Here is a 22,796-nt window from a genome sequence, read left to right as displayed (position 1 = left end):
GGCACTGCCGTTCCCGGGTCCGCCCGTCCCGGGTTCCCCCGTCCCAGGAAGGGCCGTCCCAGGAAGGGAGTTCCCGGGAAAAGCGCAACCCTGGGTAACCGCTCGCAGCCCGCGCAGAGTGGTCGGCACCGGCCCGACCGAACCTCTGGAGCCCCCGATGAGCCACCCCTCCGCCGCCGCCCGCACCGCCGTCGTCACCGGAGCCGCCAGCGGCATGGGCGCCGCCACCGCCCGGCTGCTCGCCGCATCCGGCGCCCGGGTCGCCCTGCTCGCCCGCCGCACCGAGCGGCTGGACGCCCTCGCCGCCGAGATCGCCGCCGCGGGCGGACAGGCGCTCGCCGTCACCACCGACATCACCGACCAGGCCTCGGTGGACGCCGCCGCGAAGACCGTCCACGACGCCTACGGCCCGGTCGACCTGGTGGTCAACAACGCCGGGGTGATGCTGCCCAACCCCCTCGCCGACGGCCGGATCGACGAGTGGACCCGCATGGTCGACACCAACCTCACCGGCGCGCTGCGGATCGTCCGCGCCTTCGGCTCCGACCTCACCGCGGCCGCCGCCGAGGGCCGCACCGCCGACCTGGTCAACGTCTCCTCGATCGCCTCGCACGTGGTCTTCCCCGACTACGCGGTGTACGGGGCCACCAAGGCCGCGCTCACCCAGCTGTCCGCCGCCCTGCGCAGCGAGTTCGGCCCGCGCGACGTCCGGGTCAGCGCGATCGAGCCCGGACTGACCGACACCGAACTCGCCGGGCACATCGACAACCCGGTGCTGCGCGAACAGCTCGGCGGCATGTTCACCGCCATCCCGGCGCTCGCGGCCGAGGACGTCGCCGACCTCATCGCCTACACCGTGAGCCGCCCCCGGCACGTCAACCTGCGCCACCTGGTCGTCCTGCCGACCCGGCAGGCGTAGGGCCGCGTCGTCCCGGCACTGCCGAATCCCCGCCCCTCGCCCGCGGGCGGCATGGGAGCATGCCATCCGTGGCGATCGTGACGGGGAGAACGAACGGCGACACCGGCGGGGCCGACCCCGGCGGTGCGCCCGCGCAACGGAAACGCGGCACGGGGACGCGGGACACCGGCGGCAGAGCCGGCACCGACACCGACAGCGGCGGCAGCGGCAGCAGCGGCGACGGCACCGGGGCATCGGCCGACGGCACCGGGGTCCCGACCGACGGCAGCCCCGGAACGGCCCCCGCCCAGATACCCGAGCAGGCCGGCCCCGGCCGGTTCCGGGCCCGTCCGCTGCCCGCCACCGACCGGGTCCGGCAGCCCGTCGCCCTGATCCGGCTGCTCGGCGGCCTGTTCGCCATCGCCCTCACCCTGCTGCTCGCCGACTACGCCCGCGCCACCACCGGCGGCATCGCCGCCGACGTCGCCGAGGCGGCCTCCCTGGTGCCGCGCCCGCTGGCCGGACTGGCCGGCGGTCTCACCACCGCCGCCGTCCTGCTGCTCCCGGTCGGCCTCGCCGTCCGCCGGCTGCTGGGCCCCGACCGGCGACGCGCCCTCCAGCAGGTCTCCGACGGGCTGCTCGCCGCCGTCCTCGCGTACGGCGCCACGCTCGGACTGGACCTCTGGGCCGACGGCCTCGCCCCGCCCTCACTGCTCTCCGCGCTCACCCAGCCGCTGCCCGGCAGCGGCGGGCTCGGGCACACCGAGTCCGTCTACGGCTACCTCGCGCCGGCCCTCGCCTTCATGACCGCCTCCGGCAGCCGCGAACGCCGCCTGCCGTGGACCGTCCTCGCCCTCTCCGGCCTGGCCGGGCTGACCGGCGGGTACGCCACCCCCACCGCGCTCCTGCTCGGGCTGCTGATCGGCTGGACCGGCGCCCACGGCACCCTGTACGCGGTCGGCACCCCCGACCCCTGCCCCCGGCCCGGCGAGGTCCTGCGCGCCCTGCGCGACAGCGGCCTGCGCCCGGTCGAGGCCCGGCCGGCCGGCCCCGACCGCTACCGGGTCCGGCAGGCCGACGACCGCCCCGACCTCGACGTCCAGCTCCTCGACCGGCAGGCCGTCACCGCCGCCGCCGTCCAGCGCGCCTGGCGCCGGCTGCGCCTGCGCACCGCCCCCGACCCGCGCGTCCTGCGCTCCCCGCGCACCGGCCTGGAGCACGAGGCCCTGGTCACGTACGCGGCCCTCGCGGCCGGCGTCCGCACCCGCCGCATCGCCGCCACCGCGGGCATCGGCCAGGACACCGCCCTCATCGCGTACGAGCGGCTGGCCGGACGCACCCTCGACGAACTCGCCGACGAGGAGATCACCGACGAGCTGCTCACCGACGCCTGGCGGCAGTTCGCCCTGCTCCAGCGCCGCGAGATCGCCCACCGCGCCCTCGTCCCCTCCTCCCTGCTGATCGACGGCTCCGGCGCCGTGCACCTGGTCGACTTCGCCGACGGCGACATCGCCGCCACCGAACTCGTCCTCTGCTGCGACCTCGCCCAGCTCCTCACCACCCTCGCCCTGCGCGCCGGCGCCGCCCGTTCGGTCCGCACGGCCACCGCCGTCCTCGGCCCCGACCCGATCGACGCCGCCCTCCCGCTGCTCCAGCCCATCGCCCTCACCCACACCACCCGCCGCGCCCTCAGGCAGCACGCCAAACGCACCACCGCCCGAGCCGCCACCGTGGGTGGTGACGAGGCGGGCGGCGGCCACGGCACAGCAGCCGGTGACGTGGGCACGCCCACCGGTGGCACCGGGTCCGCCACCACCCCCGCGCCGAACCCCCCGCACGACTCCCCCGCCCCCGGCGGCCTCCTCGACGAGATCCGCGCGGAGGTCCTGCGCACCCGCCCGCAGGTGGTGGGCCGCCCGGTGCGGCTGGAGCGGCTGCGGCCGCGGACCCTGCTGATCGTCGTGGGCGGCGTGGTGGCCGGCTGGCTGCTGATCCCGCAGCTGTTCGCGGCGGAGGACAATCCGGTCTCCGCGCTGGCGGACGCCGATCCCTGGTGGCTGCTGCTGGCGCTGACGGCGGCGGCGGCGAGCCACGTCGCGGCGGCGATGGGCTTCGTCGGTTTCGTGCCGGAGCGGCTGAACTTCCGCAACGCGGTGCTGGCGCAGGTGGCCGGGTCGTTCGTGAAGCTGGTGTCGCCCGGCGGCGTCGGCGGGGTCGCGCTGAACACCCGCCTGTTGCAGCGGGCGGGCATTCCCACCGCGCAGGCGCTGTCCAGCGTCGGCGTGGGGACGCTGATCGGCCTGGTGCTGCACCTGCTGCAGCTGGGGGCCTTCGTCTACCTGCTGGGCTTCGAGCCGGGCGGCTCCGAGCTGGACGCGCTGCCCGCGGTGGTCGCCGGGCTGGCGGGGGCGGCGGCGCTGCTGGCGGTGGTGTCGGCGATCCCGGTGGCGCGGCGGTGGCTGGCGACGCGGCTGCGGCCGCTGACGGCCGAGGTGCTGCCGCGGCTGCTGGACCTGCTGCGCAGTCCGACCCGGCTGGCGGTGGGCGTGACCGGGCAGCTGTTGGTGTCGATCTGCCTGATCGCCTGCCTGTACTGCTGTGCCCGGGCGATCGGCCCGGAGCCGTCCTTCGCCGCGGTCGCGGTGGTGTTCCTGGTGGGCAACGCGGTGGGCAGCGCGGCGCCGACCCCGGGCGGGGCCGGCGCGGTGGACGGGATGCTGCTCACGCTGCTCCAGCAGACCGCCTCGATGGAACAGGGCGGCGCACTGGCCGCGGTGGCGCTGTACCGCCTGCTGACGCTGATCCTGCCGGTGCTGCCGGGCTGGGCGGCCTTCGTCTGGCTGCAACGCCGCCGGGCGCTGTAACCGGACGGCCGGTCCGGCGCGGGGGCGAGCCCGGGGCGGCGGCGGGCCCGGCGCGGCGGCGAGCCCGGGCCGGGGGGCGGGGGCGGGGGCTGCGGGCCCGCAGCCAGTCCCGTCGCCCGCCCGTCGGCTACTCCCGGTACTCCTCCTCGTCGTGCCGGACCGGCCGGGTCTGTTCCACGACGTCCGCGACGTTGGTCGCCGGGTCCGCTCCAAGGGCCCGGCGTTCGGCCACCTCGTCGTACGTGTCGCCCTCGGGTGCCTTCTCGTCGGCCTCGACGGTCTCGGCGGTCTCCTCGATCAGGTATTCCTCGTGCTGTTCCTGCGGCATGGCATCCGTCCTCACTGTTCGGAGGCCTTCACGGGCCCGGCTGGCGTACTGGCAGTATCCGCCGCCCGGCGCCGGGACGCGAAGTGCCGACGCCGCTCCGGCGTGTTGCCGGGGCTGCCGCGGACCCCTTGCCGACCCGCCGGATTGACCCGTGAAACAGCGCCCCGAATGGCCCAGGGGACAGGTTCATTCCGCCCCTAGGGTCATAGGCATGACGACGAACGAGAGCGCCCGGACCACCCCGACCACCGACGCCTCCGAGGCCCCCGCCCGCCTCGACCACGCCCGCACCGCGCCCAAGGTGTTCCGCGCGATGATCGCCCTGGACGCCGCCGCCCGCGAGGGCCTGGACCCGGCCCTGGTCGAGCTCGTCCAGGTGCGCACCTCCCAGCTGAACGGCTGCGCGTACTGCCTGGACATGCACGTCAAGGACGCCCGCAAGGCCGGCGAGACCGACGAGCGGATCTACCTGCTGCCGGTCTGGCAGGAGGCCCCGGCCGGGGTCTACAGCGAGCGCGAGCGGGCCGCCCTGGCGCTGGCCGAGGAGATCACCCGGATCCACGGCGGCGTCTCGGACGCGGTGTACGCCCGGGCCGCCGCGCACTTCGCGGAGGCCGAGCTGGCGCAGCTGATCTCGGTCTGCTTCACCATCAACGCCTGGAACCGCATCAACGTGGCCACCCGCAAGACCCCCGGCGCCGCGTGACCGCACCGCTGTCCGGAGCGCCGTCCGCACCGCCGGCCTGAACGCCGTCCGCACCGCCGTCCGCACCGCCGTCCGGGCCACCGGGGGTACGATCGGTGCCGTACAAAGGGCTAACCCACACCCACCCGGTGGCCCCGAGGCCCATACGAACGACGGGGAAATCATGTCCGGCTCGCACTACTTCACCGGTGCACCCGAGGTGGCCAGCGACCGCCGGCCGATCACGGTCTCCCTGCCGGACCTCACCCTGGAACTGACCACCGACACCGGGGTGTTCTCCCGCAGCCGACTCGACCCGTGCACCCGGATCCTGCTGGAGCACGCCCCGCAGCCGCGGGTGCGCGGCCCGATCCTGGACATCGGCTGCGGCTACGGTCCGATCGCCCTGACCTGGGCGAGCCGCCGCAAGCGCCTCCCGGTCTGGGCGGTGGACGTCAACGAGCGCGCCCTGGAGCTGGTCCGGCTGAACGCCGAGGCGCTGGGGCTCGGCAACGTCCGGGCAGCCCTGCCCGACGACGTCCCCGAGGACGTCCGCTTCGCCACCATCTACTCCAACCCTCCGATCCGGATCGGCAAGGCCGCGCTGCGCCGCCTGCTCACGCACTGGCTCGACCGGCTGACCCCGGACGGCTCGGCGTTCCTGGTGGTGCAGAAGCACCTGGGCTCGGACTCGCTCCAGAAGTGGCTGAACGAGCAGGGCTACCCGACCACTCGGGTCGCATCGGTCAACGGGTCCCGGATTCTGGAAGCGCGGCCCCGCCCCGAGGTGGGCGAGGGCTCCGAGAGCGGACGAGGTACGACGACGTGAAGCAGCTGCGCGGGACCGAACTGAAGCGTCTGCACCGCTCCTGGCGGCGCAGCAACGAGTTCCGGCTCGCGATGATCCTGGAGAACCTCCAGTCGCCGTTCAACGTCGGCTCGGTGGTCCGCACCGGCGCGGCGATGGGCGCCGAGAAGCTGTACCTGGCCGGGGACACCCCGTCGGTGCGCTCGTCCGGCGCTCAGAAGGCCGCGATGGGCACCGACAAGTACCTGAAGGTGGAGCACTTCCCGACCGTCGCCGAGGCCGTCGCGGCGGCCAAGGCGGACGGCTTCAAGGTCGTCGGTCTGGAGCTGGCGGACGAGGCGGTGCCGATGTTCGCCGCGGAGCTGACCCCGGCGGTGGCCTTCGTGCTCGGGCACGAGGACCGCGGGATCACGCCCGAGGCCCTGGCCCTGTGCGACCAGGTGGTGTTCGTGCCGCAGCTGGGCCGGGTCGGCTCGCTGAACGTCTCGGCGGCCGCCACGGTGGCCTGCTACGAGGCGCGCCGGCAGGGCTACGCGATCAGCGGCACCCCGGACGGCGACCTCGCGGGCGACCTCGCGGGCGACCTCGGCGACGACGAGTAGCCGAGCAGCGCCCCGAGGTGCGACCCGAAGCGCGAGGGGAGCCCGGTCCGTCCGTCGACGGGCCGGGCTCCCGGCTTCGCGCGGCCTCGGCCTCGGCCTCGGCTTCCGACCCGGGCCCGTTCCTCAACCCGGGCCCCGACCCGTTCCTCAGCCCTTGACGTTCCGTCGGGCCGCGCCGACCAGGAACACCACCGCGAGCATCGCCGCGGACAGCGCCCCGACCAGCAGCGGGCCCGGACCGGCCGGGCTGCCGTCGACGCGCACGGCCCCCATGAAGTCGACGGCGGCGACGTTGTTGACCAGCACCCACCAGAGCGGCAGGTAGACCGCCTGGAAGAGCCGGTGGCTCCGGCTCAGCACGCCGAGCGCCATGGCCAGCGACGGGACGAACAGCGCGCCGCCGAGCCAGCCGGCCGTCCCCGCGCCGTCGCCCGCCGCCAGCATGCGTATCAGCGGGGCGGCGCCCGTCACCGCCGTGAGCACCAGCCCGGACGCCCATTCGGCGAGCAGCCGGCGCCGGGCCGACGGGTAGGCGCCCAGCAGCACCTCCAGACCGTTCTCCACCCGCTGGCTGCCGAGCCGGGACCAGATCAGGACCGGCCACAGCCACACCAGGGGCAGCAGCAGGCCGGTGACGGCGTCCGTCGGCAGCACGAACCCGGCCACCGTCAGCCCGGCCGCGACCAGCCACCACCAGCGGGAGACGCCCTGCACCAGGATGCGGACCTCACCCGCCAGCAGCCGGCCGAACGCCCCGGCCCGCCGCGGTTCGGTCCGTGGCAGGGCACCCCGCGCGGTCGTCCGGCGCGCCCCCGCGGGCTCCGGCGCGTCCGGCCCGGACAGCCGGCCCGCCGCCCCGGCGGCCGTCGGAACCGCGGCCGGCGCCGGAACCTCGGCCGGCTCCGGCAGCGCGGCCGCCCCGCCGGACCCGCGTGCGGGATCGAACCTGCCGAACCACAGCGCCGGCAGCACCGCCACGGCGAACGCCGCCAGCACCAGCGCCAGCCGGCCGAGGAGGAACCCGGAGGACGGGTCGAACCCGTCCCAGCGGAAGGTGCCCAGCGGCCTGTCCACCTTGGTCAGGCCGAGGCTGAACCCGCCCGGGTCGGCCGTCCCGTGCTGGGCCTCCAGCGCCGCGCCCATCGACCGCGCGATCCGGTGCACGCCGAGGCCGTCCAGCGGCGCGGAGGCCGACTGCCCGCCGATCGCGAGCACCATGGCCAGCACGAACCAGACGACGTTGCCGAAACCGCCCCGCAGCAGCGGCACCGTCTCGAACAGGAGCGCCGCCGCCGCGGTGACGGCCATCAGGGGCAGCGAGAGCAGCAGGAACGGCTCCGCCAGGGCTGCCGGGTCGACCGCGCGGTCCTCACCGCGGGCGAGCTGCATCAGCAGCGCGGTGACGGCCAGCACGCCGACCATGGAGGCGAGCACCAGCAGGTTGCTCAGGAACTTGGCCAGGAGGTACTGGGAGGTGCGCAGCGGGGTGGCGGCGAGGATCTGTCCGACCCCGGTCGTCTCGTCCCGCGCGATGCCGCTGCGCACCACGTAGAAACCGCCGAAGGTGAGCCAGAGGGCGCCGGCCAGGGCGGTGACCGCACCGACGTAGGCGCTGTTGTAGACGCCCCGGTTCCCGCCCACGTCCATGATCGTCCAGTGGCCGCCCGCGTCCGGTACGGCCAGGTGGCCGAGCCCGACCGCGGCGAGCAGCGTCACCGCGTACACCGGCCGGCGCACCCGGTCGCGGAAGTCGCCGACCGCCAGCCCGGCGAGCACCGATCCGGTCACCGCCGCACCGCCCGCGGCTCGGCCCCGTCCCGCTCCCCCGGCCGGTGGATGACGCCCAGGTAGGCGTCCTCCAGGTCGGGCGGCACCGGCACCGCGTCGGGCCGCGGCGGCTCGGCGGCGAGCAGTCGCAGCCGCACGCCGCGCCCGGTCCGCACCATCCGGCTGACCACGTGGCGGGCCTGCACCTCCAGGAGGTCGGCCGGATCGACCACCGCCTCCCACACCCGCCCGTCGACCTCCCGGAGCAGTTCGTCCGGCGCGCCCCGGCGCAGCAGCCGTCCCCGGGCGACCACCGCGATGTCGGAGGCGACCGACTCCACGTCGGAGACGATGTGGGTCGACAGCATCACCACCCGGTCCGCCGCGAGCTCGCTGAGCAGGTTGCGCAGGCGCACCCGCTCCTCCGGGTCCAGGCCGGCGGTCGGCTCGTCGACCACGATCACCCGGGGGTCGGCCAGCAGCGCCTGCGCGATGCCGACCCGGCGGAGCATGCCGCCCGAGTACGCGCCGAGCGGGCGCTTGACCGCCTCGGTCAGGTTGACCAGCTGGATCAGCTCGTCGATCCGGGCCCGGGCCGAGCGGGCGCCGATCCCCTTGGCGGCCGCCAGGTAGGACAGGAACTCCCGTGACGTCAGGTTCGGGTAGACCCCGAAGTCCTGCGGCAGGTAGCCGAGTTCCCGGCGCAGCCGGTCCGGCTCGGCCACCACGTCGACGCCCCGGTAGCGGACCTGGCCGCTCGTGGGCCGGGTGACCGTCGACACGATGCGCATCAACGAGGACTTCCCGGCACCGTTCGGCCCCAACAGCCCCACCATTCCCGGCCCGAGCCGCATCGTGATGCCGTCGACGGCCCGCTTTCCGCCCTTGTGGACCTTGGTGACATCCACCAGTTCGAGCACGCTCTCCGCCCTCACCCCTTGAGCTCCGTCCCACGCCCGTCCCGCAGCACCACGACCCCCTGGGGCACCTCGACCCGGTACTTCGTGTCGCAGTTGGCCAGCCCCGAACACCCCGCCCTGAGTTCGAGCACCCCGTCCTCGAGCGTCCAGGACTCCTTGGCACTGCCGATCTTCCCGCTCGTGTCGAACCAGCGGGTGACCTTGACGTCCTCGCGGTCGACCGCGACCAGGTCGGCCGGCGCACCGTGCGACTTCACGTCCAGGCTCCTGCCGGCGAACTCGAAGGTCCTGTCCTCGGGCGCGGCGTCCCTGGCGTCGGCACAACCGGCGAGCGACACCAGCGCGGCCACCACGAGAACGACCGTCCCGTATCCGGATCTCGCACGTCGCTCCACCTCATCCTCCTTGCGGCTGTGATCGGATGCACCGTCCCGGGCCCGTCCCCCGGGGCACGTGAACACGCTCGCAAGCCTGGCCGATCCGCGGACTCCTGCCATCTGCCGTTCGGCAGATATCCCGTAGGGCCGAAGGGGGAGTTTCTCCCACCGACAACACCCGCCCGCGGTCGCCAGAATGGCCTCACGGCCGGTACGACGGGCCGTGCGACAGCACCACCGGGAGGGGACCACATCCATGGACAGCACGACGCGACCCGCACAGAGCCCGGCACCGGCCGAGCCCACCGGGCTCTCCGCACCCGCCGGATCCGCCGCACCGGCCGGGTCCTCGGTACCGGCCGGCTCTTCCGTACCGGCCGGGTTCTCGGTAGCGGCCGGGCTCACCGCCCTCCGCCGGAGCCTGACCCTCAGCCGGCTCTCCTGTGTCGCCCTCGTCCACTCCCTCGGTGTCACCGGCGCGCTCTCCCTCGTCGGCCCGGGCCTCGGACTGGTCCCGCGGGCCATGGCCCGGGTGCGCGCGCTGACCGACCGTCAACGCGCCCTGGCCGCAGACTGGTCCGGCATCCGCTTCCCGGGGCCGCCCGGCCCGCTGCCCCCGGTGCCCGAGGGCGCCTCCGGCGTATTCGCCCGCTACCGCTGGATCACGGGCGACCCGCAGACCCGCCGCGAGTTCCACTGGGTCCTCGCCGAGCCGTTCCTCGGCAGCGTGCTGGCCTTCCTGCCGGTCGCCGCCCTGCTCGCCGGCCTCTGGGGCGTCTTCCTGGCCTTCTTCGGCGTCCCGCTGTCCGCCGAATGGGACGGCCTCTGGTTCGAGTTCATCCCGATCGAGGGCACCGTCACCGCCGTCCTCGCCGGCGTCCTCGGCCTGCTCCACCTCCCGCTCGCGCTCTGGCTCGCGCCCCGCACCGTCCACCGGCACGCCCGCCACGTCCACTCGATGCTCGCCCCGGGCGAGCAGGAACTGCTGGCCGGCCGGATCGCCCACCTGACCGCCACCCGCAGCACCGCCGTCGACACCCGGATGGCCGAGATCCGCAGGATCGAGCGCGACCTGCACGACGGCGCCCAGGCCCGGCTGGTCGCGATGGGCATGACCCTGGACGCCGCCGAACACCTCCTGGAGAGCGACCCGCAGGCCGTCCGCGCCCTGCTGGTCGAGGCCCGCCAGTCCTCGGCCAAGGCCCTGGAGGAGCTCCGCGACCTGGTCCGCGGCATCCACCCGCCGGTCCTCGCCGACCGCGGACTCACCGACGCGGTACGGGCGCTGGCCATGGTCTGCCCGGTCCCCACCGAGGTCTCGGCGGACCTGCCCGGCCGCCCCGAGATGCCCGTCGAGTCCGCCGCCTACTTCGCGGTCTCGGAGCTCCTCACCAACGTCGTCAAGCACTCCGACGCCGGCCGCGCCGGAATCGAACTCCGCTACGATCGCGGCGTGCTGCGCATCACCGTCTCCGACAACGGGCGCGGCGGCGCGGACGCCCGCCGGGGCACCGGGCTGCGCGGCGTCGAACGACGGCTCGCCACCTTCGACGGGGTCGTCTCCGTCAGCAGTCCCCCCGACGGTCCGACCACGGTGACCATGGAGCTTCCTTGCGCATTGTCCTCGCCGAAGACCACTTCCTCCTGAGGGACGGCCTGATCCGCCTCCTCCAGGCCCACGGCCACGAGGTGGCGGCCGCCGTGGACAACGGCCCCGACCTCCTCCGGGCCCTCACCGAGCAGCGGCCGGACGTCTCGATCGTCGACGTCCGGCTGCCGCCGACCTTCACCGACGAGGGCCTGCGCGCCGCCCTCACCGCCCGCCGCACCACCCCCGGCCTCCCCGTCCTGCTGCTCTCCCAGTACGTCGAACCCCTCTACGCCCGCGAACTCCTCACCACCGGCGGCCGCGGCATCGGCTACCTGCTGAAGGACCGCATCACCAACGGCGCCCAGTTCCTCGACGCCATCCGCCGCGTCGCCGCCGGCGGCACCGCCATGGACCCCGAGGTCGTCACCCGGCTCCTGGCCGCCAAGGACCGCGACACCGCCCTCGCCACCCTCTCCACCCGCGAACGCGACGTCCTCGAATCCCTCGCCCAGGGCCGCTCCAACGCCGGCATCGCCCAGGCCCTCTTCATCACCGAGAAGGCCGTCGCCAAGCACATCACCAACATCTTCACCAAGCTCGGCCTCCCCCCGACCACCACCGACAACCGCCGCATCCTGGCCGCCCTCACCTACCTCGACCAGTGACCCCACCCGCCGGCGCACACGAAACGGCCCGGCCCGGATCCGATCCGGCCCGGGCCTTCGGCAGTGCGGCACGGTCCGTTCTTGCGGACGAACCACTCGGCACCGGCACTCGTCCGATGACAGTGCGTCACTTTTTCCTGAGCCCGGCTTTCAGTGCCCGCAACCGGCTGTCCCACGTGCAGACCAACTCGTGGAAGCCGCCCGCACTTCGACTGCGGGCAGACTGCAGTCGAGACTCCGCGAGATCCAGCCACCCGCGCTGCCATCCGCTGTCTCGGGGAAAGGGGTCCGTGGAGCCGGCGAGTTCGGCCGCCCATGCGATGGTCTGACCGCGCATGAAGGCAGTGTCGACCTTCTCCTGACCGTTGACGGCTGCTTCCATGACCCTGCGTCCGTCGAAGCAGTTGTAGGCCCGCCAGGCGCTGGACCGGGCCGCTTCCGGATCCTGCTCCGCGTTCAAGATGGAACGCCGCAGGTAGAGACTCCCCAGAGACATCAGGACTTCGACGTCGGTGAAGTGCTCTTCAAGGAGGTCATCCACCACGAGTGCCTCATGGGGCGCTGCCGCATGCTCCCATTCAACGGAGTCCGCCGCGGGGTCGCTGTCGATGTCCGCGGCCGTCCGGTCCCGACGTTCATTGAGGTAGCGCCCCACGTTTCCGACGTAGTCGTCACCGATCAGCTCGGCAAACTTGGAGTCGGCCAGGTCCCAGTCCACCGGCCTGCCCAACTCGAGGGCGATCCGAGCGGACAGCAGCGACACCCGGGGGGCCTGTGTGTGGAGTTCGGTAACCTCCTGCAGGTAGTCCGAAGCCGCGCACAAGGCCGACTCCCGCGCCGCGGAGGAGATCCCCTTTTCATAGATCGCCTGTCTCAGCAGACACTCGGACGCCTCGATCAGACCACGACGCCAACGGTCCCCGTCCCGCTCCTGCCGAGCCGCCTCGGCGTGGAGTCGAGCCGCCTCGCCGTACTCCCAGATGTACCGGTGGTAGGACGCACGGGACCTCATGACGTCCAGGTTCCGCGGAAACAACTGCCCGGCCCTGTCCAGCAGTTCCCAAACCGGTCCGTGATCGACCTCCTGCGGGCGCCTGCTGTAGATCGCGGTCCAGCGCTGGTACTCACGAGTGATCCTGATGCGGGCCTCGTACAGCGCCCAGGTCGGACCGTACACCCGCTCATGCGCCATCAGCGCGTTCCAGCGCCCGCGGTGAACCTGGTCGGCTCGTACCTGCTGCAAGGAACGGCCGGTGTTCCAGCCCGTGTTGTGCACGGGTACGGCCTGCGCCGCGACCACCAGGGTCCCTTCCCGCTGCCAATCGCTGTCCAAGCACCACAAGTGCAGCAGGGCCAATGACTGATTCCCGGCCCGGACCTCCTCACCACTGTCGAGCCACCGACGGACCTCTTCGACGGCCTTGGCGTGCTCCGGAAGCAGCGTCCGTCCACGACCGCCCCCGGACCAGGCCTGCTTCGTGCGGAGCAGCCGGAGCCACGTCATGTAGGTGCGTCCGGTGGGGAAGGACCGCACGGCGATCCGGGCCATGCGCACACCTTGTTGAAGGCTGTGCCGGGCCGACGCGTGATCGTTGCGCTCACGGTAGACATAGGCCAGGAACGCGTTGGCCTCGGCCAGTTCGACCATGTGGTCCAGCGGCATGGTGGCGCTGGGCCCCTCCCGATCGGCAAGGCTTCCGGCCCGGCCGTTCAGGAGAGCGAGAACCTCCCGGGCACCCGCGTACTGCAACTCCAGATCCGCGTGCCGCTCGTGGACCCTGCGCAGGAATCCGGCCGCTTCGACCACCAGTGGCACCGGCCAGTCGTCCCTGGAGCCCCACGCCTCCTCAAGTGCCGACAGTGTCTCCCGGGCCAGCTCCAGCCGCTCTCCGTCCCCCCTTGTCTCCTGCGCGTACATGTACCCGCTTGCCAGGAGATTGTGTGTCCACTGCTGCTGACGCTCCGGGACCACGCTCGCCAAACGGGCGTTCTCGTTCGCGAGTTCATAGGCGGAACGCACCGCTGTCCGTCGCTCGTCCGCCGTCGTCGCCGTCGCACGGCGAAGTCCTGCCAACCTGTAGAGGAACCAGTTCCGGGTCTGGCGGGCCCGCGACTCCTGCGCCAGAGGAAAGACCTCGATCAGTTGCTCCGCCAGTTCGAGACTGTCGGAGGCATCGGCGCTCACGTCTGCCGAAATCTGGGCAGCAGCCGTGTTCAGGATCCAGGATGTCGACCACAGCAGACGGTTCAGCGAGACGTTGGCGGGACCTTCATGGAGGGCCGCCAGCTGTCGCGTCAACCGTTCACGGGCGGGGGCCACCTGGGCAAGCGCGCGATGGCGGCGCGCCCCGTGGAAGCCGCACTGGTCGACGGAGCGAAGCACACGCCACGGGGCGGCTTCACCGCACACCTCCAAGAGCGATACGGCGTACTCGAACGCGGACAGGAAGGTCGCGACCGCATCCGGCTCCTGCACAGACGCCCGGGAGGCCAGGTTGAGGCGTCCCGCCGCCGCGTACAGCTCGTCGATCAACTCCCATCCCCGCACAGCTCCGTTGCCGGGTTCTGCACCGTTCGCCACAGCATTCCGGGCAGCCGATCGCTCACTCTCCGCGCCAGTCCGCGAGACCGTCTCCGGCGAGGTGTTCGCCGGGTCCGTCAGCGGAACAGAACCGATCGTCTGCGCCACCGGCAGGAGGACCGCGTCCGCGGAGTCGCCGTTGACGTAGAGGCCGAGTCGCGCGCGCAACCCGGGCAGCGCGTCCGGGACATGGCGGTCGATCCATCCCACGGCCCGACGCAGTGCCTCGATCACACGAGGCACTGCCTCCGACTCCCCCTCCGTCTCCCCGCTCGGCAGCACCGTGTTGGCCAGCAGGCGCCCGGCCGCGATCAGGTTCCGGTCGACGACGTCGCACGGGCGCTCCCCGTCGGCGCCCGCCGCCATGTCAGCGGTGGACCGGATCGTACGCAGGAGATCGTTCCTGAGCGCCTCTCGACTGACCGGGCTGACCTCCAGCCGGGGGGAATCCCCGGCTGGAGGTCCCGAGTCGGCGGCGGGACGCCAAGGGACGAGAATCCCCTCGTTGAAAAGCACCCGCAACACACTGTCCGGCAACCCCATGCCCCGGAGCGCGACCACCGGGAGTGGCAGTTCGTCGATGACTCCCCACACAGTGAGGAGGGCCTGCCCTTTGGTGCGGTCCGTTCCTGTCGCGGTGGACCAGGCCCTGTCCAGTACGCCGGCGATGGTCGGTTCTGCGGCCTCCATCAGGGCTTCTTCGAACTCTTCGGGCCCGATCTCCACCGCCGCCCGGGAACGGGCGTCGAATCCCGCGAGGAAACTGTCGTAATCGTCCTTCCGGTGAATTCGACAGACCAGGCGGACGGCGCGTTCGATGACCCCGGGGCGACGCACTATCTCGTCATAGCCCACCAGATCCAGGCCGTTGACATCGGTCACGAGATTCTCGTCGGCGAGCCAGTCGCCGATCAGCGCGAGAGCGTCCGATGTGGCCAGCGCAGGTACGACGAGGGGCCTCGGCCGGTGGCTTCCACCGTCGATCTCAACGGTTTCGGTGGTCTCCACGATGACCGCGGCGCGCTTGAAGACGTCCTGCCTCAGCAGCTCGTCCAGCTCTTCGCGGAGTTCCGGGCGATTCAGGTCGATGCGAGACGCCTTGATGACAAGAATGAGACTCCGGCCCTTGACCTGACGAGGCAGAACGAGGTCGAGAAGGCCATCGGTCGTACGCTTGGCCGCAACCATGAATTCGCTGTCGTCCAGCGTCTGGTGCAGCGCTCTGGTGATCGCCTCCATCAGCGGGCTCTCAGCCGCCGCACTGGGCTCGATCTCGAGCACCACGGGCGGGAGGGAACCCGCGGGCAGGAGGTCGGCCTTGGCGAGAAGCGAGGTGAGAAGCGCCGACTTGCCCACCTGCGCCCGTCCCATCACGGGAAGGACCTGCCCCATGCGCACCATCGGGCGCGCCTCACCCAGCAATGCGTCGCGCCCCAGGAAAGGGATCGGCAGCGGCAACGGGTCCGGGCCGAGGTACTGGATCTTCTCAGGTTGCGCCGGCGTCCCACTGTCACTGTCCGGCGCGGGCGCTTGATAGCCGGCCGCCTCGAACGGCTTCACGAACCGCCGATTCCTCACCCAGGGCAGTTCACCCACCCGCGAGTCATTGGTGACCGGTCGCGGGTAACCACGGCTGGTGAGCCACTTGTCGACATGCGCCAACAGTTGCCGCGGTGTCCAGAACTGCTCAGTGGACGGCCCACCAGCCACCAGGCACGTGATGAGGGCCTGGCCGAAAGCCGTGAACTCGTTGTCCTCGGGTGACTTGGCCGTTCGGTTGGCTTCGCAGGCGGCGAGGACGTAGCAGCCCTCGGGTGCCTCACCGGCAACGTGTTGCTCGAAGGGCAGGACGTCCATGGCCAGCCCGGCATGGCAGCAGTCGAGAAGGACGAGTTTGATCGGCGCGGGCCCGCTACCCACCGCATTCATCAGGTCGGCGAACGCCAGCATGGTGCTCGGCATGTCGGCTCGGGAATGCGTCAGTGGCAGCAGGAGTTGCCCGCCTTCCTCGACACCGTGACCCGCGAAGTAGAGGACGAAGCACTCCTCCGCCGCCTGGGACGCCGCCTGGACGACCGAGAGGATCTCGGCGGGGTTGCTCTTGTGCGTCAAGATCTCCTGGCAGTGATCGAGCCTGAGCCCCCACACAGCAGGATCACGCAGTTGCTCGCTCACCTTCTCGACTGTTCGCTCAACCGCCTCGAGCTCGGCGAACGTACTGTCGGTGAAGATGCGGGACGAGATGAGGACGGCGCGTGACTTCTCTCCGGCAGGCGGCTCGGCGTTCATGAACTGCCGAGAGAACGCGGCAGTTCGCGGAGCACCGCCTCGGCGGTTTCGGGGTCACGCGCCTCGATGGTGATGGTCCGCGTGCCGTCAGGAGCATCCACGCGTTCGATGACCAGCACCGGCCTGTCCTCGGCCGGACGGGAGGCGGCCTTCGACCGCCAGTAGTCGATCACCGACTGTGCCAGCACACCGACCAGTCCCGCATCGATGGCAAAGCGCAGACAGTCCGCGAGCACTCCCATGTCGCCCGGAAGGGTGGCCGCGTGTTCGCGCCGGACGACCACACGACGCAGATCACGCTCGGACTTGAGCCACTTCTCCAGCGCGCCCAACTCATCGGAGCGCGCGTCCACCAAACGAAGAGTGATCTGCACCAGGCCCCCCGGGCTTGCGACCAATCAGATGCCGCACCATACCAGCTGCGAACAGGCCGAGGTGCCAGCCTTGGACACGCTCCTCCGCTTCGTCGCGGCCGACTCCGCGCACGCTGCGGCACGTGATCGCCGCTGCGGATCCGCACCGAAGCGAGCCGTCCGGACCGGGGGCGAAGCCGGGAAGGCCGGGGCCGAGGAGCAAGGGCCGAGGCGGGATCAACACCCGCGCTCACGCATCGCTCAAGCAAGCGATCCCGTGGCGCGTCGCCGGCGCCTGCCCGCAGGTCGAGGAAAGGCAAAAGCCCCAGGTCACGGCGAGTGAGTCCTGGGGCTTCTACAGAGCCGCCTGCGGGATTCGAACCCGCGACCTACGCATTACGAGTGCGTTGCTCTGGCCAGCTGAGCTAAGGCGGCACCGTCGCCGTGTGTGGCGGCAACGCGGGCCAGTCTACACAGGTTCGCGGGTGATCCGTTACCCGGTATCCGGGGGCGGGGGTCAGGCGGAGGAGACGGCGAGTTTGGCGGCGAAGCCGGCGAAGAGGACGGCGACGCCGCTGGTGAGGGTGGCGGAGAGGCGCTTGCGGCGGCGGAAGGCGGTGGCGAGGGTGGTGCCCGCGAAGATCAGGAGGGAGAGGTAGAGGAAGCTGAAGGTCTGGAGGATGCCGCCGAGGAGGGCGAAGGAGAGGGCGGGCTGTCCGTAGGAGGCGTCGACGAATTGGGTGAAGAAGGAGAGCAGGAAGAGGATCGCCTTCGGGTTGAGGAGGCTGATCACGAGGGCGCGGCGGAAGGGGTTCTCGGTGCTTTCGGGGGTCTGCTCGGTGGTGGGGTCGGCCGCGGCGCGGCGTTCGCGCCAGAGCTGGCGGGCGGCGCGGAGCATGCCGTAGCCGATCCAGAGGAGGTAGGCGGCGCCGCCGAACTTGACCACGGCGAAGACGGCCGGGTTGGCCTTGAGCAGGGAGGCCGCGCCCAGCGAGGTGAGGCTGATCAGGGTGAGGTCGCCGATGAAGACGCCGGCCGCGGCCCGGTAGCCGGTGCGGATGCCCTTGCGGGCCGCGACGGACAGGACGTACAGGGAGTTGGGGCCGGGCAGCAGGATGATGACGAGGGCGCCGAGGATGTACGTCGCCAGGTCGTTGACTCCGAGCACGATGAGCTCCGGTGCAGGGGAGGGTGGCAAGGGGCGCTCATCGTAACGCCGTACCGGTAATCGGTTGAAGTGAAAACCACCTGTCGGTCGGCCGGCGCCCGGCCCGCCCTACCGCTCGCAGCGCTTGCCCTGCTCCGGGGCCTCCCCGGTCAGCAGGAAGCGGTTCACCGCGCCGTCCACGCAGGTGCTGTGCCGGCCGTACGCGGTGTGGCCGTCGCCGTCGAAGGTGAGCAGGCGCCCGGACTCCAGCTGGCCGGCCAGCGACTGCGCCCAGGCGTACGGGGTGGCCGGGTCGCGGGTGGTGCCGATGACGACGATCGGGGCGGCGCCGGTGGCCCGGACGGTGTGCGCCGCCCCGGTGGCCCGGACCGGCCAGTAGGCGCAGGTCAGGGCCATCCAGGCCATGTCGCGCCCGAAGTGCGGCGAGACCCGCTCGAACTCCGGTACCGCCCGCTGGACGTCCTCCGGGCCGTGGAACGGGGCGGGCAGGTCGAGGCAGTTCACCGCAATGTTGGCGAACATCAGGTTGGGGTACGAGCCGTCCGACTCGCGCCCGTAGTAGTCGTCGGAGAGCCTCAGCAGCCCGGTGCCGTCGCCGGCCTCGGCGTCGGTGAGCGCGGCGCGCAGCTTGGGCCAGAGGAAGTCGGCGTACATGGCCTGGATGACGCCGGTGGTCGCCTGGGACCCGGTGAGCCGACGGCCGGCGTCGGTGGTGGGCAGCGGGGCGGTGCGGACCCCGCCGAGCAGGGCGGTGAGCCGGTCGCCGACCTGCTGCTCGGTGCGGCCGAGCGGGCAGTCCTCGCGCTTGGCGCAGTCCTGCGCGAAGGCGGCCCAGGCGGTCTCGAAGCCGCCCGCCTGGGTGCGGTTGCCGGCGACGGAGTCGAGCGACGGGTCCATCGCGCCGTCCAGCACCAGCCGCCCGACCCGGCTCGGGAACAGCCCGGCGTAGGTCGCGCCGAGGAAGGTGCCGTAGGACTTGCCGACGAAGTTCAGCTTCTCGTCGCCGAGCAGGGCGCGCAGCACGTCCATGTCGCGGGCGGCCTCGACGGTGCCGAGGTGGCCGAGCGCCGCCCCGGCCTGCGTCCGGCAGCCCTCGGCGAACTCCTTGTCGGCCGCGACCAGCGCGTCGACGCCGCCCTGGTCGCCGGGCGCCAGGCCGACGGCGGTGTAGGCGTCCATCCGGTCGCCGCTCAGGCAGCTGACGGGGCTGCTGCGGCCCACCCCGCGCGGGTCGAGGCCGACCAGGTCGTAGCGGGCCCGCACCCCGTGGTCGTACGTGCGGGCGGCGGCCTCCAGGTACTCGATCGCGGAGCCGCCGGGCCCGCCCGGGTTGAGCAGGAGGGAGCCGAGCCGCGTGCCCTGGGAAGCGGAGGCGGCGGGGGCGGGGGCGGACGGGTCGGAGGCGGGGGCGGGGGCGGACGGGTCGGAGGAAGCACTCCCGGTGCCCGCCGGTTCCGCCGCGGCCCGGGCGGCCGCGAGGGTGAGGTCCCCGTCCCCCGGGTGGTCGTAGTCCAGCGGCACCCGGAACGTCGTGCACTCGAACCCGCTGTCGCAGGGCTGCCAGACCGGACGTTGCGCGTAGTACGGCGCGAGCGCGGCCGGGACGGCGGCGGGCAGCGGCTCCAGCGGGGTGGCTCCGGCCCCCGCGGCCGTCGGGGCCGAGGACGTGCCGGAGGCGGCCGGGTCCGGGGAGGGGGCCGCCGGCGCCCCGGCCGGATCCGCGCTGCAACCGCCCGCCAGCAGCCCTACGACGACCAGCGCCGCGGCCAGCACCCGTGCCCGCGCCGATGCCTGTGCCCGCGCCCGCACCGATGCCTGCGCCTGCGCCTGTGCCCGCTCGAAGGCCCTCATCCGCCACCTCTCCGCAACCGACCAGCACGTGGAAGAACCGAAGGAACACCGGGGGAACACCGGGGAACACCGGAGGAACACCCGCAGTGGGAACAACCCTCGAAGCACCCCGGAGGAAACGCAGCTGCCCGGCACCCGCTCCGGGGTACCGGGCAGCGTAGTGCCGCCGGACCTGCCCTCAGGACGCCCTGGCCAGCGCCTCGGCCAGGAACTGCGCTGCCTGACGGACCAGCCGCAGCCGCTCCCGGTCGGGGGTGAAGTCCTGCACGTTGTCCGAGATCCGCACCTCGGCCTTGGCCGCCGCTCCGGGGCCGGCCTTCAGTGCGGCCTGGAGCTTGCGGGCCGCGTCCAGCCCGGCGGAGTCGCCCTTGGCGGCGGCCAGCAGCAGCTTGGCGGCGCTGCCGGCCGGGGCCTCGGCACCGGTCTGGGTGAGCGCGGTGGCGTCGTACCGGCCGGAGACCGCCGCCGCCGCGCCGTACAGGTCGGGCCGGGAGAGCCCGGCGGCGGCCGCGCAGGGCGCGCCGGCCTCGACGCCGAGGGTGCCCCAGGAGGCCGGGCCGGGCGGCAGGGTGCGGAAGGAGGTCGCGATGGTGGTGCGCAGCGTCGCGTCGTCGGCGACGGCGGCCGGAGCGGCGGCGACCAGTTCGCAGGGGTGCGCGGTGCCGTTCGGCGCCTCGGGGGCGACCAGGATGAAGGGGTGGGACTTGCCGGTCTGGAGGGCCGCCCCGATGCCCTCGAAGACGTCCGGGACCTCGGCGTCGGCGGTCTTCTGGGGCGTGGCGGCCTGCATCACGACGACCGGGAAGCGGGCGTTCGGCTCCTTGGCGTACTGCGGCGGAAGCCAGACCCGGATGTTGCGGGGGTGGCCGTCGGGGCCCAGTACGGCGGACTGGAGCAGCTCGCCCCCGCCGGGGTGGCCGACGCTGTCGAAGCGGCTGACCACGGCGGGGGCCGCGGCAGCCGCGACGGCGGCGGGGGCAGCGGGGTCGGGGGCGGCGGCCGACTCGGCGACCGCGGGCGGCACCGCCTGCTGCTGCCGGACCACCGTCCCCGAACCGGTCCCGGCACCCGTGTCCGTGCCCGGAGCCGAGCCCGCCGCGTCCACGACCGGCTCCGCCCGGTCCGGCTCCTGGGTGCCCCGGCCGAGACCGCCGAAGGCGCCCAGCGTGGTGAGCACCGTCAGCGCGGTGACGCACACCCCGCAGACCATCGCCCCGGCCGCCCGCAGCAGCATCGGCCAGCGGTCGCCGGCCAGCTCGTAGGTCTCGGCGGCGCGCAGGTCGCGCCAGCGGTGTTGGGCGCCCCGGGCCAGCCAGATCCCGCCGAGGGCGGCGGCCAGCAAGGGGATGACGAGGAGCGAACGAACCACGGGACGCACCACCTCTGGAGGGGGTCGCGCCGAACCGGACCCGGCGCGCACGGAAGGCGACCGCCCCGGCAGCGGGCGCAGTCGGCCCCCAGCGTGCACAACGGGTGGACGGTCACACGACGGTGTGCCCGGCGAGTGTCGCTCGTTCACTCGAAGGTGGGATGGCGCACCGGCTCCGGGAGGCGTACAGCCGACGCCCGCCGGAGCGACGCCCGGGTGGACGGTCCGAGGGCCCGAGGGCCCGGAGCCGGACGGCCCCGCCCCCGATCGGCGCTCAGCCCGCGCTCAGCCGTCACTCAGCCCGCGCGCAACGCCACCGTCATCGCCTCGACCGCGAGCAGCGGGTCGACGTTGCGGTCCAGCGCCTGACGGCAGGCCAGCACCGCCTCGATCCGCCGCAGCGTGCTCTCCGCCGGCCCGGCCTGGGCCACCCGGTTCAGCGCCTGCCGCTGGTCCTCGTTGGCGAGCGCGCCGGTGGAGCCGAGCTGGATGGCGAGCACGTCCCGGTAGAAGCCGAGCAGGTCGAGCAGGGCGACGCCGAGGGTCTCCCGGCGGGTGCGGGTGGCCCGGCTCTTCTGCCGCTTCTCCAGCTCCTTGACCGCGCCGGCCATGCCGCGCGGCACCTTGCCGCCCTCGTAGGCGCCGTAGGCGGCCTTGAGGTCGTCCGTCTCCTTGGCGTCCTGGGTCTCGGCGAGCGCCTCGGCGTCGGCCTTGGCGGTGTCGACCAGGCGCTGGGCGGCGGTCAGGCAGCCGCCGATGTCTCCCACCTCCAGCGGGATGCGCAGCACCTCCGTCCGGCGGGTGCGGGCCTGTTCGTCGACGGCGAGGCGGCGCGAGCGCTCGATGTCGCCCTGCCCGGCCAGCGCGGCGAGCCGGGCGGTCTCCGGGTCGACGCCGTCACGGCGGACCAGCGTGTCGGCGACCGCCTCGGCCGCGGGGGTGCGCAGCACCAGCAGGCGGCAGCGTGAGCGGATGGTCGGCAGCACGTCCTGGACGGAGGGGGCGCACAGCAGCCAGACGGTGCGCGGGGAGGGTTCCTCCACGCCCTTGAGCAGCGCGTTCGCGGCGGCCTCGGTGAGCCGGTGGGCGGCGTCCACCAGGATCACCGACCAGCGGCCGCCGGTCGGGTAGCTGGAGGCGCGCACGACCAGGTCGCGCATGTCGCCGACGCCGATGGAGAGGCCGTCGGTACGGACGTACTTCACGTCGGCGTGGCTGCCGGCCAGCACGGTGTGGCAGCCGTCGCAGAACCCGCAGCCGGGCGTGCCGCCGAGCGCGAGGTCGGGACTGGTGCACTGGAGGGCGGCGGCGAAGGAGCGCGCGGCGGTGACCTGCCCGGCGCCGGGCGGGCCGGTGAACAGCCACGCGTGCGTCATCAGGGAGGCGTTCGCGCCCTCGACCGGGGCGGTCCCGCGACCGGCCTCGATCGTCGCCCCGGCCGCCCGGGCGGCGGCGGTCAGCTGCTCGACCACCCGCTCCTGGCCCACCAGGTCGTCCCAGACGGCCACTACTGCTCCCAAGCTCAGTACGGCAGCGCTCGTGGCGCCTCTTCCCCGCCGTCGAGCATACGTCTCCGCTCCGACACCCACTGCTCCGTCCGGGTCACGGCGGGGCGAGGAGGCGGCCCCACGGAACGCGGCGGCGCCGCCGGGGACCTGCCCCGACGGCGCCGCCCACACG

At 73.2% G+C, this 22,796-nt stretch carries 17 protein-coding genes and 1 tRNA gene; 7 read left to right on the top strand and 11 right to left on the bottom strand.

The window, feature by feature from the left end:
- Positions 1–157: 157 nt before the first annotated feature.
- Positions 158–919, top strand: coding sequence for an SDR family oxidoreductase (locus ACFVGO_RS23820; protein WP_380633895.1), 762 nt, complete (start codon positions 158–160; stop codon positions 917–919).
- Positions 920–987: 68 nt separating this feature from the next.
- On the top strand, positions 988–3,762 hold the full coding sequence (locus ACFVGO_RS23815) for a lysylphosphatidylglycerol synthase domain-containing protein (RefSeq protein ID WP_380633893.1): 2,775 nt from the start codon (positions 988–990) through the stop codon (positions 3,760–3,762).
- A 127-nt stretch (positions 3,763–3,889) separates the two neighbouring features.
- Here ACFVGO_RS23815 and ACFVGO_RS23810 read toward each other — a convergent pair whose 3' ends face one another.
- Positions 3,890–4,090, bottom strand: a complete 201-nt coding sequence (locus ACFVGO_RS23810) for a hypothetical protein (protein ID WP_359902092.1) — start codon at positions 4,088–4,090, stop codon at positions 3,890–3,892.
- Between the two features lie 211 nt (positions 4,091–4,301).
- On the opposite strand from ACFVGO_RS23810, the gene ACFVGO_RS23805 reads away from it, so the two are divergent.
- The 3 genes from ACFVGO_RS23805 to ACFVGO_RS23795 all read left to right on the top strand — a co-directional run bounded on the left by ACFVGO_RS23805 (position 4,302) and on the right by ACFVGO_RS23795 (position 6,185).
- On the top strand, positions 4,302–4,796 hold the full coding sequence (locus tag ACFVGO_RS23805) for a carboxymuconolactone decarboxylase family protein (RefSeq protein ID WP_380633890.1): 495 nt from the start codon (positions 4,302–4,304) through the stop codon (positions 4,794–4,796).
- Positions 4,797–4,959: 163 nt separating this feature from the next.
- A complete protein-coding gene (locus ACFVGO_RS23800) occupies positions 4,960–5,604 on the top strand; it encodes a methyltransferase (RefSeq protein WP_359902088.1) in 645 nt (214 codons plus the stop codon).
- Positions 5,601–6,185, top strand: coding sequence for a TrmH family RNA methyltransferase (locus tag ACFVGO_RS23795; protein WP_380352434.1), 585 nt, complete (start codon positions 5,601–5,603; stop codon positions 6,183–6,185). The genes ACFVGO_RS23800 and ACFVGO_RS23795 overlap by 4 nt, the downstream gene beginning before the upstream one ends.
- 147 nt (positions 6,186–6,332) lie before the next feature.
- On the opposite strand, the gene ACFVGO_RS23790 is transcribed toward ACFVGO_RS23795, so the two are convergent.
- Genes ACFVGO_RS23790 through ACFVGO_RS23780 form a run of 3 tightly spaced genes read right to left on the bottom strand, consistent with a single transcriptional unit; the run spans position 6,333 to position 9,267 of the window.
- A complete protein-coding gene (locus ACFVGO_RS23790; protein ID WP_380633887.1) occupies positions 6,333–7,973 on the bottom strand; it encodes an ABC transporter permease in 1,641 nt (546 codons plus the stop codon).
- Positions 7,970–8,872: an ABC transporter ATP-binding protein gene (locus ACFVGO_RS23785; protein WP_359902141.1), complete on the bottom strand. Its 903-nt coding sequence runs from the start codon at positions 8,870–8,872 to the stop codon at positions 7,970–7,972. Before ACFVGO_RS23785 ends, ACFVGO_RS23790 begins: the two co-directional genes overlap by 4 nt.
- 11 nt (positions 8,873–8,883) lie before the next feature.
- On the bottom strand, positions 8,884–9,267 hold the full coding sequence (locus tag ACFVGO_RS23780) for a hypothetical protein (RefSeq protein ID WP_380352437.1): 384 nt from the start codon (positions 9,265–9,267) through the stop codon (positions 8,884–8,886).
- A gap of 238 nt (positions 9,268–9,505) precedes the next feature.
- On the opposite strand from ACFVGO_RS23780, the gene ACFVGO_RS23775 reads away from it, so the two are divergent.
- Both ACFVGO_RS23775 and ACFVGO_RS23770 read left to right on the top strand, forming a co-directional pair.
- Positions 9,506–10,897: a sensor domain-containing protein gene (locus ACFVGO_RS23775; protein WP_359902077.1), complete on the top strand. Its 1,392-nt coding sequence runs from the start codon at positions 9,506–9,508 to the stop codon at positions 10,895–10,897.
- Complete coding sequence (locus tag ACFVGO_RS23770; RefSeq protein ID WP_359902074.1) at positions 10,861–11,505, top strand: response regulator transcription factor; 645 nt, start codon at positions 10,861–10,863, stop codon at positions 11,503–11,505. The genes ACFVGO_RS23775 and ACFVGO_RS23770 overlap by 37 nt, the downstream gene beginning before the upstream one ends.
- 127 nt (positions 11,506–11,632) lie before the next feature.
- On the opposite strand, the gene ACFVGO_RS23765 is transcribed toward ACFVGO_RS23770, so the two are convergent.
- The 7 genes from ACFVGO_RS23765 to ACFVGO_RS23735 form a co-directional block, all read right to left on the bottom strand.
- Positions 11,633–16,375 carry a caspase family protein gene (locus ACFVGO_RS23765; RefSeq protein WP_380633884.1) on the bottom strand — a complete coding sequence of 1,581 codons (4,743 nt, stop codon included), beginning with the start codon at positions 16,373–16,375 and terminating at the stop codon, positions 11,633–11,635.
- Positions 16,372–16,728: a hypothetical protein gene (locus tag ACFVGO_RS23760; protein WP_359902069.1), complete on the bottom strand. Its 357-nt coding sequence runs from the start codon at positions 16,726–16,728 to the stop codon at positions 16,372–16,374. The genes ACFVGO_RS23765 and ACFVGO_RS23760 overlap by 4 nt, the downstream gene beginning before the upstream one ends.
- A gap of 361 nt (positions 16,729–17,089) precedes the next feature.
- Positions 17,090–17,163: transfer RNA gene (locus ACFVGO_RS23755), tRNA-Thr, on the bottom strand.
- 82 nt (positions 17,164–17,245) lie between these two features.
- Positions 17,246–17,896, bottom strand: a complete 651-nt coding sequence (gene leuE / locus ACFVGO_RS23750) for a leucine efflux protein LeuE (RefSeq protein WP_359902067.1) — start codon at positions 17,894–17,896, stop codon at positions 17,246–17,248.
- A gap of 108 nt (positions 17,897–18,004) precedes the next feature.
- The gene (locus ACFVGO_RS23745) at positions 18,005–19,747 is read right to left on the bottom strand and encodes an alpha/beta hydrolase (RefSeq protein WP_380633881.1); all 1,743 of its coding nucleotides are present in this window, start codon (positions 19,745–19,747) and stop codon (positions 18,005–18,007) included.
- Between the two features lie 178 nt (positions 19,748–19,925).
- Positions 19,926–21,116 (bottom strand): hypothetical protein, encoded by a 1,191-nt coding sequence (locus ACFVGO_RS23740; protein WP_380352446.1) that lies wholly within the window; start codon positions 21,114–21,116, stop codon positions 19,926–19,928.
- A gap of 296 nt (positions 21,117–21,412) precedes the next feature.
- Complete coding sequence (locus tag ACFVGO_RS23735; protein WP_359902138.1) at positions 21,413–22,624, bottom strand: DNA polymerase III subunit delta'; 1,212 nt, start codon at positions 22,622–22,624, stop codon at positions 21,413–21,415.
- Positions 22,625–22,796: the final 172 nt, after the last annotated feature.

Source organism: Kitasatospora sp. NPDC057738, assembly GCF_042798815.1.
GTDB lineage: Bacteria > Actinomycetota > Actinomycetes > Streptomycetales > Streptomycetaceae > Kitasatospora > Kitasatospora lactacystinica.
This window is presented reverse-complemented; position numbering and strand designations above follow the sequence as displayed.